Source organism: Primorskyibacter aestuariivivens (genome assembly GCF_028023675.1).
GTDB lineage: Bacteria > Pseudomonadota > Alphaproteobacteria > Rhodobacterales > Rhodobacteraceae > Marinovum > Marinovum aestuariivivens.
Window position 1 is genome coordinate 271,339 of sequence record NZ_JAQIOZ010000001.1, and the last position, 15,649, is coordinate 286,987.

The 15,649-nt window shown below is 60.5% G+C and carries 17 protein-coding genes and 1 riboswitch; of the genes, 12 read left to right on the forward strand and 5 right to left on the reverse strand.

What is annotated here, in order from left to right:
* Positions 1–91: 91 nt before the first annotated feature.
* The 12 genes from PGB28_RS01405 (at position 92) to PGB28_RS01460 (ending at position 11,461) form a co-directional block, all read left to right on the forward strand.
* A complete protein-coding gene (locus PGB28_RS01405; protein WP_271419681.1) occupies positions 92–868 on the forward strand; it encodes an ABC transporter ATP-binding protein in 777 nt (258 codons plus the stop codon).
* A 27-nt stretch (positions 869–895) separates the two neighbouring features.
* Positions 896–1,624, forward strand: coding sequence for a transporter substrate-binding domain-containing protein (locus PGB28_RS01410; protein ID WP_271419682.1), 729 nt, complete (start codon positions 896–898; stop codon positions 1,622–1,624).
* 94 nt (positions 1,625–1,718) lie between these two features.
* Positions 1,719–2,600 (forward strand): ABC transporter permease, encoded by an 882-nt coding sequence (locus PGB28_RS01415; RefSeq protein ID WP_271419683.1) that lies wholly within the window; start codon positions 1,719–1,721, stop codon positions 2,598–2,600.
* A 105-nt stretch (positions 2,601–2,705) separates the two neighbouring features.
* Positions 2,706–3,512, forward strand: a complete 807-nt coding sequence (locus tag PGB28_RS01420; RefSeq protein ID WP_271419684.1) for an ABC transporter permease — start codon at positions 2,706–2,708, stop codon at positions 3,510–3,512.
* A gap of 85 nt (positions 3,513–3,597) precedes the next feature.
* A complete protein-coding gene (locus PGB28_RS01425) occupies positions 3,598–4,932 on the forward strand; it encodes a glutamine synthetase family protein (RefSeq protein ID WP_271419742.1) in 1,335 nt (444 codons plus the stop codon).
* 19 nt (positions 4,933–4,951) lie between these two features.
* A complete protein-coding gene (locus PGB28_RS01430; protein ID WP_271419685.1) occupies positions 4,952–5,632 on the forward strand; it encodes a type 1 glutamine amidotransferase in 681 nt (226 codons plus the stop codon).
* Positions 5,629–6,987: a glutamine synthetase family protein gene (locus PGB28_RS01435; RefSeq protein WP_271419686.1), complete on the forward strand. Its 1,359-nt coding sequence runs from the start codon at positions 5,629–5,631 to the stop codon at positions 6,985–6,987. The genes PGB28_RS01430 and PGB28_RS01435 overlap by 4 nt, the downstream gene beginning before the upstream one ends.
* A 78-nt stretch (positions 6,988–7,065) precedes the next feature.
* Entirely contained in the window at positions 7,066–8,361 is a 1,296-nt protein-coding gene (locus PGB28_RS01440; protein ID WP_271419687.1) for an NAD(P)/FAD-dependent oxidoreductase, read from the forward strand.
* 116 nt (positions 8,362–8,477) lie between these two features.
* Complete coding sequence (locus tag PGB28_RS01445; RefSeq protein ID WP_271419743.1) at positions 8,478–9,671, forward strand: DegT/DnrJ/EryC1/StrS family aminotransferase; 1,194 nt, start codon at positions 8,478–8,480, stop codon at positions 9,669–9,671.
* Positions 9,672–9,753: 82 nt separating this feature from the next.
* Positions 9,754–9,943, forward strand: a riboswitch (cobalamin riboswitch).
* Positions 9,944–9,983: 40 nt separating this feature from the next.
* Entirely contained in the window at positions 9,984–10,151 is a 168-nt protein-coding gene (locus tag PGB28_RS01450; RefSeq protein ID WP_271419688.1) for a CbtB domain-containing protein, read from the forward strand.
* 4 nt (positions 10,152–10,155) lie between these two features.
* Positions 10,156–10,836, forward strand: a complete 681-nt coding sequence (locus PGB28_RS01455) for a CbtA family protein (RefSeq protein ID WP_271419689.1) — start codon at positions 10,156–10,158, stop codon at positions 10,834–10,836.
* Between the two features lie 118 nt (positions 10,837–10,954).
* Complete coding sequence (locus PGB28_RS01460; protein ID WP_271419690.1) at positions 10,955–11,461, forward strand: hypothetical protein; 507 nt, start codon at positions 10,955–10,957, stop codon at positions 11,459–11,461.
* Positions 11,462–11,471: 10 nt separating this feature from the next.
* Here the strand turns inward: PGB28_RS01460 and PGB28_RS01465 are convergent, their stop codons facing one another.
* The 5 genes from PGB28_RS01465 to PGB28_RS01485 all read right to left on the reverse strand — a co-directional run bounded on the left by PGB28_RS01465 (position 11,472) and on the right by PGB28_RS01485 (position 15,633).
* A complete protein-coding gene (locus PGB28_RS01465; RefSeq protein WP_271419691.1) occupies positions 11,472–11,837 on the reverse strand; it encodes a DUF1636 family protein in 366 nt (121 codons plus the stop codon).
* Positions 11,838–11,857: 20 nt separating this feature from the next.
* Positions 11,858–12,415: a polyhydroxyalkanoate synthesis repressor PhaR gene (phaR, locus tag PGB28_RS01470; protein ID WP_271419692.1), complete on the reverse strand. Its 558-nt coding sequence runs from the start codon at positions 12,413–12,415 to the stop codon at positions 11,858–11,860.
* A gap of 180 nt (positions 12,416–12,595) precedes the next feature.
* Positions 12,596–13,027, reverse strand: coding sequence for a phasin, PhaP (locus PGB28_RS01475; RefSeq protein ID WP_271419693.1), 432 nt, complete (start codon positions 13,025–13,027; stop codon positions 12,596–12,598).
* A gap of 227 nt (positions 13,028–13,254) precedes the next feature.
* On the reverse strand, positions 13,255–13,710 hold the full coding sequence (locus PGB28_RS01480) for a phasin, PhaP (protein WP_271419694.1): 456 nt from the start codon (positions 13,708–13,710) through the stop codon (positions 13,255–13,257).
* Between the two features lie 129 nt (positions 13,711–13,839).
* Entirely contained in the window at positions 13,840–15,633 is a 1,794-nt protein-coding gene (locus PGB28_RS01485) for a PHA/PHB synthase family protein (protein WP_271419695.1), read from the reverse strand.
* Positions 15,634–15,649 lie beyond the last annotated feature (16 nt).

Here is a 15,649-nt window from a genome sequence, read left to right on the forward strand (position 1 = left end):
CAAAAACCGGCGTAATCCGACGTTTTGAAAGTTGCATGGCCCGAATTTTTCGGCCCTACTGACGCGCAGATTCAGCACATGGGACCACGCCTTGACCGATCAGACCCCCGTTATCGAGATCCGCGACCTGCACAAGAGCTATGGCGCGCTAGAGGTGCTCAAGGGTGTGTCGATCACCGCGCATAAGGGCGAGGTGATCTCGCTGATCGGGTCTTCCGGGTCGGGCAAATCCACGCTGCTGCGCTGCGCCAACCTTCTGGAAGACAGCCAGCAGGGCGAGATCCTGTTCAAGGGCGAGCCGGTCTCCTGGAAAGGCAGCGGGCATGGTCGTCGCCCGGCCGATCCGAAACAGGTGCTGCGCATCCGCACGAACCTGTCGATGGTGTTTCAGCAGTTCAACCTGTGGTCCCACCTCACGATCCTGCAAAACGTCATGGAAGCCCCGGTGACCGTGCTGGGCCGGGACAGGGCCGAGGTCGAGGAAAAGGCCCGGCATTACCTGGACAAGGTGGGGATCGGCGACAAATGCGATGTCTATCCCGCGCAATTGTCCGGCGGCCAGCAACAGCGCGCCGCGATTGCGCGCGGACTGGCAATGGAGCCCGAAGCGCTGCTCTTTGACGAGCCAACCAGCGCGCTGGATCCGGAACTTGAGCAAGAGGTGGTACGCGTGATCAAGGATCTGGCCAGCGAGGGCCGGACCATGCTGATCGTGACCCATGACATGAAAATGGCCCATGATGTGAGCGACCATGTCGTGTTCCTGCATCAGGGGCTGATCGAGGAAGAAGGCGCGCCCGAAACACTCTTTGGCGCACCCAAATCTGAACGGCTTCGGGGGTTCCTCTCCTCGACCATGGCCGTTTGAACAAGAACCAAAACAAGGGAGCAAATCATGAAAAACATTCTTCTGGGCACTGCCGCGATCGCGCTGAGCGCCTCCATGGCCTTTGCCGGCAGCCATGGCGACGTGGTGCGCATGGGCACCGAGGGCGCTTACCCTCCGTTCAACTTCATCAATGACGCGGGCGAAGTGGACGGATTCGAACGTGAGCTGGGCGACGAGCTTTGCGCGCGGGCCGAGCTGACCTGTGAATGGGTCACAAACGAATGGGATTCGATCATTCCGAACCTTGTGTCGGGCAATTACGACACCATCATCGCGGGCATGTCGATCACCGATGAGCGCGACGAAGTGATTGATTTCACGCAAAACTATACGCAGCCTGATCCGTCGGCCTATCTTGCCAAGAACGGCATGGCGGTCGATCTGGAAGGTGGTGTGATCGCCGCGCAGGCAGGTACAATCCAGGCGTCTCACGTGGCGGCCTCTGGCGCGACCCTGCTGGAATTTGCCTCGCCCGAAGAAACCATCGCCGCCGTGCGTGACGGCGAGGCCGACGCAGTACTGGCCGACCGCGCCTTTCTGACGCCGATTGCCGAAGAGGATCCGGAACTGGAATTCTACGGTGATCTGGTCTTGATCGGTGGTGGCGTCGGCATGGGCCTGCGTGAAAGCGATGGCGAGTTGCGTGCCAAGTTCGACGCGGCCATCCAGTCCATGAAAGACGATGGCAGCCTGAACGCGCTGATTGAAAAATGGGAGATTGGCGAAACCTTCTGATCGCCCTTTCCACCTGGCGGGCAAATTTCTTCGAAGAAATTTGACAAAAGTTTTCGAAAACTTTTGCCCGCCCCTTCCGCCGGATACCGCCTGAATGTTTTCCTATTGCGCCGATCCTGACACGCTTTCCGGGCTCACGTGGCTGTCATGCTACCTGACCACCGGCAAACATATGGCGTTCTACGTCTCGTTCGGCACGGTGCTTCTGCTTCTGGCCATCACGGCGCCGACCGCTTTGCTGTTCGGCTTTGGCGGCGCGGCAGCAGCGCGGGCGCGGTTTTTTCCCCTGCGCTGGGTCGGCAAGGCCTATATCTCGGTGGTGCGCGGCGTGCCGGACATCGCGTTTTTCCTGTTCTTCGTGATCGCGCTGGACCAGGGGTTTGAGTGGCTGCGCCACAAGGTGAAATGCCCCGACTGGGATCAACCGATCCGGCAGGGCAGCGATTTCGTGGTCTGCGACGCGGCCAAGCTGCCCTTGGGCAATGCCGCGCAATGGGTGCATGAAACCTACGGGTTCTTCCTTGCCGTGCTGACCTTTGCCATCGTGTTCGGGGCCTTTGCGGCCAATGTGCTGTTCGGGGCCATGCGCGCCGTGCCACATGCGCAGCTCGAGACGGCGGAGGCCTACGGCATGACCCAGCGCCAGACCTTCTGGCGTATCCTTGTGCCGCAGATGTGGGTCTATGCCCTGCCCGGTCTGTCCAACCTGTGGATGGTGCTGATCAAGGCAACGCCCTTGCTGTTCCTGCTTGGGGTAGAGGATATCGTCTATTGGGCGCGCGAGTTGGGCGGCACCAAGACGCCGCGCTTTACCGATTACCCCCATGGCGACTGGCGCATGTGGTACTTCCTCGTTCTGTTGATCTTCTACCTTGCCTTTACCCGTGTGTCCGAAGTGGTCCTGGACCGGGTGATGAAAAAGCTGACCCATGGGCAGGCCACCGCAGGCGGCGAAGCGCAGAGGAAGGCGGCATGAGGAAAACGGCATGATCATCACTGTCTTTTTGGGGGCTCTGCCCCCGTCCCTGCGGGACTCCCCCGAGGTATTTTCAAACAGAAGAAGACCCATGGGGCGCGAAGCATGAGCTGTTGGGAGACCCTTGCGGATTACGCCCTGCGCTCGGTGGGGATTGGCGAGCGGCTGTTGCCGCGCTCGGATTTCACGATCTGCCAGCAAGTGGTGCTGATCGGGTCGGGGATGATCTGGAACGTCTATTTCGGTGTGCTGGCGCTCTGTTCGGGCTTTTTCCTGGCCACGGCGGTGGCTTTGGGCAAGGCCTCGCACAGCGTCTGGCTACGCAAACCGTCGGAATGGTTCATCTTCATTTTCCGGGGATCGCCGCTCTTTATCCAGTTTTTCTTTGCCTATTTCCTGTTCCTCTCGCTCAAACAGGTCGCACCCATCTTCACGCCCTTCACCTCGGCCTGGGCGGGCGCTCTGGTGGTGCTGTTTCTCAACACCGCCGCCTATTCCGGCGAAATCTTCTACGGCGCGCTGCTGTCGATCCCCAAGGGCGACACCGAAGCGGCCGATGCCTATGGCTTTTCCGGCTGGGCGCGTTTCCGGCGGATCATCTGGCCCACCATGCTGCGGCTGGCCTGGCCCGCCTATACGAATGAGGCGATCTTCCTGTTTCACGCCACGACGCTGGTGTTTTTCTCGGGCTTCCCGGCGCAGCAACAGCGAGGGGATGCGCTCTATTATGCGAACTACTTTGCCGACAAGACATTCAACCCGTTCATCCCCTATCCCATCCTGGCCGGGTATTTCATCCTGCTGACTCTGCTCCTGATCGGGCTGTTCGGATTGGTGAACCGGCGTCTGAACCGGCATCTCCCGCGCGAGCGGCGCGCCAAGGTTCGGTTCCGCCCCAACGTCATCCGCTGATTTCAGCCTTGCCAAAGGGGGCGGCGGAGCGTTACCCATAATTTGATCAAATTATTCATCCGGTGTCCCAATGTCCGCCAATGCAATGAAATCCTGGCTGCGCAAGAACCCGCAGGTGCGCACCATCCGCGTCGCCGCCGCCGATCTCAATGGCCAGCCGCGCGGCAAACGTGTCCCCACCCGCTTTGCCGACAAGGTGGTCGAGGACGGCACGCGGTTCCCGGTCTCGGTGCTGAACCTCGATATCTGGGGCGAGGATATTGACGACAGCCCGCTGGTCTTCGAGACCGGCGACCGTGACGGGGTGCTCAAACCCACCGAACGCGGCTTTCTGCCCATGCCCTGGCTGGAAGCGCCGACCGCGCTGTTGCCGATCTGGATGTTCCGCGAGGATGGCCGCCCCTATGACGGCGACCCGCGCCACGCGTTGCGCGCCGTACTGGACCGCTACACAGCGAAGGGATGGACGCCGGTGGTGGCTGTGGAACTGGAATTCTACCTGATCGACGATAGTGGCCGCTCGCTGCAGGTGCCGGTCTCGGAACGCTCGGGCAAGCGCCGCAAGGGGGCCGAAACCATGTCGATCCGGGCGCTCGACAGTTTCGACAACTTCTTCACCGATCTCTATGACGCCTGCGAGGAAATGGATATTCCCGCCGATACCGCGATTTCAGAGGCCGGGCTGGGCCAGTTCGAGATCAACCTGATGCATGGTGATGACGCGCTGCGTGCCGCCGATGATGCCTGGCTCTTCAAGATGCTGGTCAAGGGGCTGGCGCGGCGCTACGGCTTTGCCGCGTCGTTCATGGCGAAACCCTATGATGATTATGCGGGCTCGGGTCTGCACACGCATTTCTCGGTGCTGGATGCGGACGGCAACAACATTTTCGACGATGGCGGCCCGAAAGGTAGCGACATCATGCGCCATGCTGTGGCCGGCTGCCTGCGCGCCATGCCGGACAGCGGGCTTATCTTTGCCCCGCATGCCAATTCCTATGACCGTCTGGTGCCCGAGGCACATGCCCCAACCGGTGTCTGCTGGGCCTATGAAAACCGCACGGCGGCCGTGCGCATCCCGTCCGGCGACCACAAGGCACGCCGGATCGAGCACCGTGTCGCAGGCGGCGATGTGAACCCCTACCTGATGCTCGCCGCCATACTAGGCGCGGCGATGAACGGGATGGAGGACGGGATCGAGCCGCCCGAACCGATCTCCGGCAATGCCTATGCGCTGGACCTGCCGCAGATGCCCACGCAATGGGACGCCGCAATGGACGCGTTTGAGCAGAGCGACGAAATCAAGCGCATCTTTGCGCCCGAGCTTATCCGCAATTTCCTCCTCACCAAACGGCAGGAGGCGCATTATATGGAAGAGCTGAGCGAAGCGGAGCGGGTCGAGATCTATCTCGACACGGTCTGAGACAACCAATTGGTGATTCATGAAGATCGGTATTCTGACAACCGGCCACACGCCCGAAGAACTGGCGGATCTGGGCAATTACGAAGCGCTGTTCCGCAAACTCCTCGACGGGCAAGACTTTGAGTTCGAGAACTACAACGTGGTCGACGGGGTGTTTCCCGAGACGGTCAACGCCGCCGATGGCTGGCTGATCACCGGATCGAAACACGGGGCCTATGAGCCGCATGACTGGATCCCGCCGTTGGAGCAGTTCATCCGCGACGCCTATGTGGCACAGGTGCCTGTCGTGGGCATCTGCTTTGGCCATCAGATCATCGCGCAGGCGCTGGGGGGCCGCGTCGAGAAATTCGGGCGCGGCTGGGCTGTTGGCCGCAAGACTTATGATTTTGGCGGTGAGCCGGTGGCGTTGAACGCCTGGCATCAGGATCAGGTCACGGTGCGCCCGGTGGACGCGCAGGTCGTGGCGTCGAACGAATTCTGCGAAAACGCGGCGCTGGTCTATGGCGACCGGGTGTTCACCGTGCAGGCCCATCCCGAGTTCGAAGCCAGCTTTATCGACGGGCTGATCCGCACGCGCGGACGCGGTGTGGTGCCCGATGACCAGCTTGAGGCGGCCAAAGCCACGCTTGACCAGCCCACCGACAATGCTCGGCTTGCAAACCAGATTGCCCGGTTCTTCCGGGAAAGGAGCCTCTCATGAGCGACTGGACCGATCAGATTCCCGAGGCCGCGCGCGCCTATCTCGAGGACCGGCGGCTGGACGAGGTGGAATGCATCATTTCCGACCTGCCCGGTATCGCGCGGGGCAAGGCCGTGCCTGCCAGCAAATTCGCCCGGCAATCGCATTTCTTCCTGCCGGACTCGATTTTCTACCAGACCATCACCGGTGACTGGGGCGAGGCCGCGGGCGATGGTGGCTTTATCGAACGCGACATGATCCTGAAGCCGGACATGTCCACCGCCACCGCCGCGCCATGGACCGGCGACTGGACGTTGCAGGTGATCCATGACGCCTTTGCCCGCGATGGCACACCGATCCCGTTCAGCCCGCGCAACGTCCTCAAGCACGTGGTCGGGATGTATAACAAGCAGGGCTGGAAACCGGTGGTGGCACCGGAGATGGAATTCTATCTCGTGGCGCGCAATATCGACCCGGCCAAGAAGATCGAACCGATGATGGGCCGCTCGGGTCGCCCCGCCGCCGCGCGGCAGGCCTATTCCATGACCGCGGTGGATGAGTTCGGCCCGGTGATTGACGACATCTATGATTTCGCCGAAGCGCAGGGATTCGAGATCGACGGCATCACCCAGGAGGGCGGCGCGGGGCAGTTGGAGATCAACCTGCGCCATGGCAACCCGGTCAAGCTCGCCGACGAGGTATTCTATTTCAAACGGCTGATCCGCGAGGCGGCTTTGCGCCATGATTGCTTTGCCACCTTCATGGCCAAACCGATCGAGGATGAGCCGGGATCGGCCATGCATATCCATCATTCGATCCTCGATATCGAGACCGGGCGGAACCTGTTCTCCGGGCCGCAGGGCGGCGAAACGGATGCGTTTTTCCATTTCATCGGCGGCTTGCAAAAGCATATGCCCGCCGCTGTTGCGGTGATCGCGCCCTATGTGAATTCCTATCGCCGTTTCGTGCGCGATCACGCCGCGCCGATCAATCTGGAATGGGGCCGCGACAACCGCACCACCGGCATCCGCATCCCGATCTCGGACCCGGAAGCGCGACGGGTGGAAAACCGCATGGCCGGGATGGACTGCAACCCTTACTTAGGCATCGCGGCCTCGCTGGCCTGTGGCTATCTGGGACTGGTGAACGAGGAACGCCCGGACAAGCAATTCCGTGGCGATGCCTATGACGGCGAGCCGGATATTCCGCAGGTGTTGGGACAGGCGCTGGATCTGTTTGACGAGGCCGCAGACCTGCATGGCGTGTTGGGCGAGGAATTTGCCCGGGTCTATGGCATCGTGAAACGCGCGGAATATGAAGAATTCCTGCAGGTCATCTCGCCATGGGAGCGGGAGCATCTGCTGCTGAACGTGTGATGTCAGGGGGCTTTGCCCCCTCGGCCTGCGGCCTCACCCCCAGGATATTTTTGAGCCAAAGAAGGACTGGACCGCGCCATGAACCTGCTGTTTTCCAATGATAAACAGGGGCAGTATCCGGATAGCTGGTACGCGGCGACTGCGGAGCTTCTTGACCCCTTTGCGCCCTTGCGCGGCGAGGTGCAGGCGGATGTCTGCATCCTGGGCGCGGGCTATACCGGGCTGTCGGCGGCGCTGGAACTGGCACGGGCGGGGCGGCGCGTAGTTGTGCTCGAGGCGCATCGCGTGGGGTTTGGTGCATCAGGGCGCAATGGTGGGCAATTGGGCTCGGGGCAGCGGGTGGACCAGCAGGCACTGGAAAAGATGCTCGGGCGCGCGGATGCGGCGAAATACTGGCAGATGGGAGAAGAAGCAAAGGCGCTGGTCAAGCGGCTGATCGCCGAGCATGAGATTGATTGCTACCTGCGTCCCGGCGTGGCCTGGACCGGGTCGAGCGACACAGAGGTTGCGGAGCTTTATGAATACGCCGGGTTCCTGCGGGATCGTTATGGCTATGACGCGATGGAGCGGCTCAATGCCGAGGCTTGCCACACGCTTTGCCCCTCGCCCGATTACAAGGGCGGTGTGATCGACTGGGACGCCGCGCATCTGCACCCGTTGCGCTATGTGCTGGGTCTGGCGCGTGCGGCGCGGGATGCCGGGGCGGTGATCCATGAAAACAGCCATGTGCATCGCGTGACGCCGGGGCTGGTCCAGACGGATCGCGGGCGGATCAGGGCCGATCACATCATCCTTGCCGGCAATGGGTATCTGGGCGGGCTCAACCGCAAGGTTTCTGCCCGCGTCATGCCGATCAACAATTTCATCGCCGCGACCGAGCCACTGGGCGCGCGAAAGGCAGAGGTGCTGACCCGCGACGTGGCGGTGGCCGACAGCCGATTTGTGGTGAATTACTTTCGCCTGTCCCATGACGGTCGGCTGCTCTTTGGCGGCGGTGAGACCTATGGATACCGCTTCCCAAGCGACATTGCCGCCAAGGTGCGCGGACCGATGCTGGAGATTTTCCCGCATCTGAAAGATGTGAAGATCGACTATGCCTGGGGTGGCACGCTTGCCATCACCATGAAGCGACTGCCCTATCTGGCGCGGGTGGGCACGGGCATTCTGTCGGCCTCGGGCTATTCCGGTCACGGCGTCGGCACCGCCACCCATGCCGGATGGCTGATGGCGCGCGCGGTGATGGGGGAACAGGACGGGTTCGACGCCATGGCCGCCCTGCCCGTCCCGGCCTTTCCCGGCGGAGGCATGTTCCGCACCCCGCTCCTGACCCTTGCGATGAGCTGGTACGCGCTGCGCGACCGGCTTGGGGTCTGACTTTTCCGGCACAGTTTCGCCCGTCTTCACCTGGTCATGGAAATTTCACTTTTGCGCCCAGCTCCTTTGTTTTACTTTTCCTGAAAGGCTAATTAAGGAAAAGCAAAATGACAGCCATGATGCAGGCCCCGAATGTCCATGATGCCGAACCGATCCCCGAGGCGGCCCGGGAAGAGATAGACCGTCTCCTGCAATCCGGAGACCTGTTCCGCTACACCGCGCCGGAAAACGCGCCGGTGTCTTTGCTGGAAGCCGAATTCGCCGCTTTCATGGGCGTGAAATACGCGCTGGCGGTGTCCTCCTGTTCCGCTGCGCTGTTCCTGTCGCTCAAGGCGTTGGGCCTGCCGCGTGATGCCAAGGTACTGATCCCGGCTTTCACCTTTGCCGCAGTGCCGTCGTCGGTCGTGCATGCGGAATGCCGCCCCGTACTTTGCGAGGTGGGCGACAATTACCGGGTCAACCTGGCGGATTTCGAGGCCAAGCTGGACGAGGTCGAGGCCGTCATCATCAGCCATATGCGCGGCCATACCTCGGACATGGACGCGATCATGACCATGTGTAACGCGCGCTCCATTCCCGTGGTGGAAGATGCCGCGCATTCGCTGGGCACCCGCTGGAACGGGCAGAAGATCGGCACCATGGGCAGGATCGGCTGCTTCAGCTTCCAATCCTACAAGCTGGTCAATGCGGGCGAAGGCGGGATCATGATCACCGACGATCCCGAGATTGTGGCCAAGGCGATCATCATGTCGGGTGCCTATGAGCATAACTGGAACAAGCACCCGGTGCTCATGGATGTGTTCCCCGCCATTCAGAATACCCTGCCGCTTTATAACCTTCGCATGTCCAACCTGTCGGCGGCGGTGATCCGCCCGCAGCTGGCCCATGTGGAACGGCGCGTGTCGGACGGGCGGCGCAACCATGATCATGTGGCCGCAAAGCTGAACCAGAGCCCATGGATCACCGTACCCGACAAGCTGCCCGCCGAAGAGCGCGCGCCGGATTCGATCCAGTTCAACCTTGATGGCATGAGCGAGGACGCGCGCCGCGACTTTGCCCGCATCGCCGCCGAAGCCGGGGTCAAGGTGCAGATCTTTGGCCTGTCGGCGGACAATGCGCGTGCCTTCTGGAACTGGCATTTCGTGCCGGACCTGCCCCGCGACCTCCCCGCGACACGCGCCATGCTGATGCGCGCCTGTGACGTGCGCCTGCCCGCACGCCTGACACCTGCGGAATGCGATTTCATCGCCGATGTGCTTGTCAGTGCCGCAGAGCAGGCCGTGACGCCGGAACGCGCCTACGGGACGTGAGCAGACACGGGGCCATCCGTCGCATTCTGCCGCAGATTGGGCGAAAACAGATTGACGGGGCCGACAATTGTCTGGCATCCCAAAGATACGACCGGAGTTGGCGCACCACATGCGCCAGCAACTAAGGGAATGCAGTGCGGCACCCCGCCAAATCTGCAGCTGCCCCCGCAACTGTAAGCGGAGAGCCGGGCCGAATACGCCACTGGAGAAATCCGGGAAGGCCGGTCGCAGGTGTTGACACGCGAAGCCAGGAGACCTGAGCGGTCCAACAAGAACACGCGCCTTCGGGTGAGAAGGAATATGGAGACAGAAATGACAACACAGACCGTCGCAGTCAAAAGCACCTCCCGCATCAGCGCCGCCATTCTGGCCGTGGCCTTTGGCATTGGCATCGTTGCGATCACCGGCCATGTTCAGGCCGCAGCGCTGCACGACGCGGCACATGACGTGCGCCACGCCACCGGCTTCCCCTGCCACTGACCTCATGTTCACACGGATTTTGACCAGCGCGCTGTTCGCTGGTGCTGCAGCAGGGCTGATTACCGCCCTGCTGCAGCTGTATTTCGTGCAGCCTGTGCTGCTCCATGCGGAGCTGTACGAGGGCGGCGACCTTGTGCATTTCGGCGCACAGGAGCTGGCCCCGGCAGTACAGGAGCTTGGCGGTTTCGACGCGGTGCGGGACGGGCTGAGTATCATCTTCACCATGCTGATCTATGCGGGCTATGCGCTGGTGCTCGTGGCCCTGATGTCGGTGGCCGAGGAGCGCGGTGCCTCCATCAACGGGCGCAGCGGCTTGATCTGGGGCGTCTGCGGTTTCATTGCCGTACATTTCGCGCCGGGTCTGTCGCTCGCACCGGAAGTACCGGGGGTGGCGGCGGCGGATATCACCGCACGGCAAATCTGGTGGGGGGCCACGGTGCTGGCTGCCGCGATTGCCATGTGGCTGATCGCCTTTGGTCAAAGCTGGACCGCCTGGGGCGCGGCGGTGGTGCTGTTGCTTGCGCCGCATGTGGTTGGTGCGCCGCAACCTGACGTCTTCACCGGCCCCGTCCCGACCGAGCTTGGCGCGCTGTTTGCCGCGCGGGCCTTTGGTATCGGGCTTGCGGCCTGGGTCATGCTGGGCGGATTCGCGGGATATTTCTGGTCCCGCGACGAAACCGCCTAGGGGCATGGATAATCTGCCTGTGCCTACCGATGGCCGCAGATAACCAAGACGACAACCGGGCTGCGAAACCGCAACGCGGCCCGGATTTAACTTCGCATTGAGCTATTCGGAGGACCACATGGATCGCTCCATTCCTCTATTCCTGATCGGGCTGGTCTTTGGCGGCGGGCTGGGGTTCACCTATGCGGCTGGCAACGGGATCACGCTGGATGGTCACGACCATGCGGACCCGGCCCATCACGGCGCGCTTGACGGCGGGCATGCCGGGCATGGCAAGCATGACGAAATGCTGCAGATCGCGCTGGGCAGCGATGCGCCGACGCTCATGACGCATATCACACCTGACCCGGCGAGCGGCTGGAACCTGCATATCATGACGCAGAATTTCGCCTTTTCTCCGGAACGCGCCAGCCTTGACCACGTGCCCGGCGAAGGCCATGCGCATGTCTATATCAACGGGGTGAAACTTGGGCGCGTCTACAGCCCCTGGGTGCATCTGGACAATCTGCCCGAAGGTGAGGTCGAGGTGAAGGTCTCGCTGAATGCCAATGACCATCGGCTGCTTGCCGTCGGAGACAGGGCATTGGAGGCGGTTCAGGTGATCACGGTGGCCCCGGGCGACTGACGCGATCTCTCTAGACCAGCGCCGGCACCCGCCCCTTGAGGCAAAAGCGCAAGCGACCACAGGCTGTTGCATCCTCGATCCAGCCCGCATCCGCCGCCAGATAGGCGTGCAGCGTGGCGATGATATCCGCGCAATCGGCCTCGGGATCGATCCCGCCAAAGAAATAGGTCGCCCGCCCCGGCCCCTGAAGCGCGAGCGAGACCGGATCGGAACAGCCATTCATGCAGGATTGGAACGCCAGCCGGACAGGCACGTCAAAGCTGGCCTGTTCCAGCGCAGCCTGCAACGCGTGTGCCCCCTGCCCCGGACAGGTGGCGCATAGCTGCAGCACGACAGCCCCGGGTGCAAAGCCATCCGGGCTGTCCGCCTTACGCATGTCGCCGTTCATCGCGCGGGTTACTTGTTCATCTTCGACAGCTTGGATTGCAGATCGGCGAGCTGCTTCTTGATCTCGTCCAGATCCTCACCCTCGGCCGCCTTCTCGGACCCACCGCTTTCGGAGGTATCCTTGGCCTCCGCGCCCGGAGCGGTCCAGCCGCCGGTCATCGCCTTCATGAAAGCTTCCTGCTGCGCCTGCATGGCCTCGAACCCGGGCATCTTGGCCATCGGGTTCATTTCCATCATCTTATTCTGGCCCTGCCGCAGCATGTCAAATGACGCGCTCAGGAACTGAGGCACCACGCTTTGCGCCTGTGTCGTGTAGCTGCGCACAAGATCGTTGAGCACGCCCAGCGGCAACACGTTCTCGCCGCGGCTTTCATGTTCTGCAATGATCTGAAGCAGATATTGCCGTGTCAGGTCGTCACCGGATTTCAGATCGATGATCTGAACATCGCGACCATCGCGGATGAAACCCGCGATATCTTCCAGCGTCACGTAATCGCTGGTTTCGGTATTATACAGCCTGCGGCTGGCATACCGTTTGATCAGCAATGGTTTCGATGCATCTGACACAAGCGACCCTCCCCGGACTTTTCAGCGCTGCAGCAAACCCTACGCTACCGCAGAAAAAAAAGGAAGTGCCGCGATGATGCGACGCAGCATGTCGCTGCACAACGAAAAAGGCGGACCCGGTCGGGCCCGCCTTTCCAATGATCCGCGCCTCAGGGAGGAGGTCGGCGCGAGATGCATGTCTTACTTTGCAGCGGCAGTCGCTTTCTGAACGGCAGCCGAAGCTTCCGCCTGGAAGGATTTGCCAGCCGACATGATCAGCTCAACGGTTTCGCTTTGTGCTTTCTTGGCGATCTCGGCAAAGGCGGCCAGGTTTTCGCTCACAACGGTTTGTTGGGCAGTTGCGAAATCGGTCACGGCCTGTGCGTAGTCAGCGGGCTGTGCTTTGGCTTTGGACACGTCGCCCAGCTTGGCCAGAGTGTCCTGGGTCCATTTGGTGGACAGCTCAGCGGATTTGGTTGCGGCTTCCAGAGCAACACCGGACAGCTTTTCGTTCAGGTCGGCCTGGTTCTTGAAGGCACCTTCCAGAGCGGCGGTGTCAACGGGAACGGCACCCATCATGTCTTTCAGCATTGCGGTGACGTCTTGTGCGGTTTTGGCTTTTGCAGCGGCCATGATCTTAATCCTTGTTTTGCGGCGAACGGGCCAATCCCGTTCTGTTATCGTCTGAACCCAAAGTAATTGCTGCACCGCGGCATTTCAAGTCTTTTTTCTGCACTGCAGCATTTTTCTTCGAGCGGGCAGCAACACGTTGCACCAACAAAGAAAAAGACGGGCTCTTTCGAACCCGTCTTTCCGAATGACAAGCGCCTCAGGGAGGAGGTCGGCGCTCTGGTCAATTCTTACTTCGCAGCAGCGGTCGCTTTCTTGGCGGCAGCAGTTGCTTCGTCAGTTGCTTTTTTCACAGCGGCAGTTGCTTCTTCGGAGAAGTCTTTGCCAGCCGCCATCATCAGCTCGACGGTTTCCATTTGCACTTTTTTCGCAACTTCAGCGAAGGCAGCCATGTTCTCGGCAGCAACTTCGGCCTGAGCAGAGGCGAAATCGGTCATTGCTTTGGCATAGTCAGCCGGCTCTGCCTTGGCTTTGGAAATCTCGGCCAGTTTGGCCAGAGTGTCTTTGGTCCATTTCGAGGAGATCTCGGTGGACTTTTCAGCGGCTTCCAGAGCAACACCGGACAGCTTTTCGTTCAGGGTTGCCTGAGTTTTGAAAGCGTCTTCGAATGCGGCGGTGTCTACCGGGAACGCGCCCATCATGTCTTTCAGCATTGCGGTGACGTCTTGTGCTTTTGCAGCGGCCATGTCTCAAATCCTTTGTCAGCTGTACGGGCCCACCCCGTTGTTTCTGCAGCTGCAAAATATATACATGCTGCGGCGCGGCATTTCAAGTATTTTTTCTGCGCCGCAGCATTGGAAATTTCTGCCGAAAAATCAGATGGCTGCCTTGGCCTTCACATAGGTTCCGGGCGCATCAGCAAGGGGCGGATGCTGGGAATCACCCGGTTCGCGCGCCTCGACCATCTTGCCCGCGCGGCCGCGCAGCCAGTTCTCCCAGCGCGGCCACCAAGAGCCTTCATGGAACTCCGCACCCTCCATCCAGGCGTCCGCCGTATCCGGCAGGTCGTCATTGGTATAGTGGCCGTATTTCTTCTTGCTCGGCGGATTGACGATGCCCGCGATATGGCCCGACTGTCCGACGATGAAGGTCTTGGACCGGCTGCCGGTCATCAGGAAACCGCGATACACGTCTTTCCATGGCGCGATATGGTCGGTCTCGGTGGCAATGGAACAGAGCGGCACGCTTACATCGCGGATGTTTAGCTTTTCACCCAGAATTTCGAAACCGCCTTCGATGAATTCATTGCGCTGACACAGCCCGCGCAGATACTGCACCGTCATCTTGCCCGGCAGGCCCGAACCGTCGCCGTTCCAGTAGAGCAGGTCAAAGGCGGGCGGGGTTTCGCCCATCATGTAATTGCGGATCGCCGGTTGATAGACCAGATCGTTGGAGCGCAGGAACGACATGGTCCGCCCCATGATGAAAGACCGCAGAATGCCCTGCTGCTTCACTTCCGCCTCGATCCCGTCGACGAAATCATCCTGCAGGAATGGGGTAAACTCGCCCTGGTCCGAGAAATCGGTCAGCGCGGTAAAGAAGGTTGCTGACTTGACCGATTTATCGCCGCGTTTCTGCAACAGCGCCAGTGTCAGGTGCAAAGTGGTGCCCGCGATGCAATAGCCGACGGTGTTGACCTGTTTCACGCCGCAAATCGACTTGGCCTCTTCGATGGCGCGCAGGAAACCGTCCTGAACGTAGTCATCCATGGACACGTCGCTATAGCTGACATCGGGGTTGATCCAGCTGACCACAAACAGCGTGTAACCCTGGTCGACCACCCACCGGATAAAGCTGTTCTTTTCCTTGAGGTCGAGAATGTAGAACTTGTTGATCCAGGGCGGAAAGAGCACCACCGGGATATCATGTACCTTTTCGGTGCTGGGGCTGTACTGGATCAGCTCCATCATCTTGTTGCGATACACAACCTTGCCCGGAGCCGTGGCAATGTTCTCGCCAATCGAGAAGGCACTGTCATCGGCCAGTTTCACCACCAGTTCGCCATTATTGGCTTCAAGATCGGCCACAAGGTTTTCCAGCCCCTTCACAACCGACTCGCCCTCGGTCTCGATCGCCTTTTGCAATGCGTCGGGATTGGTTGCGAAGAAATTGGTCGGCGCCATCATGTCGACGATCTGTTGCGAGAAGTAACGCAGTCGGCGCTTTTCCTTCTCATCCATGTCATCGATATCCTCGACGGCATTTTTGATGGCCTCGGAGTTGATCAGGTATTGCTGCTTGATGAAGTTGAAATAGGGGTTGGTCTTCCACATCTCGTTTTTGAAACGTGGATCGGCGGGGGTTTTGTCCTCGGGCGCGGCAAGCTTGCCGCTGGCCAGTTGCCTCTGCGCCTCGGCGAAATGGCTCAGCGTCTTGCCCCAATACTCGACCTGATGTTCGATGATTTTCGAGGGGTTGTTGAGCATTTCCTGCCAATAGGCCGTTGCCGCATGTGCAAACAATTCCTGATCCGGCGTCGAGATGCCCGGATTCGGTGGCTGCTTGCGGGTCAATGCTTGCGTAAGCCGCTTGGTCAAGTCCTCAATTTTGGCAATATTCTCGTCGAGATGCGCAACATTATTACCTGCGTCGTTCTCATTCATTGTCATCTCCACGAATCCCCTA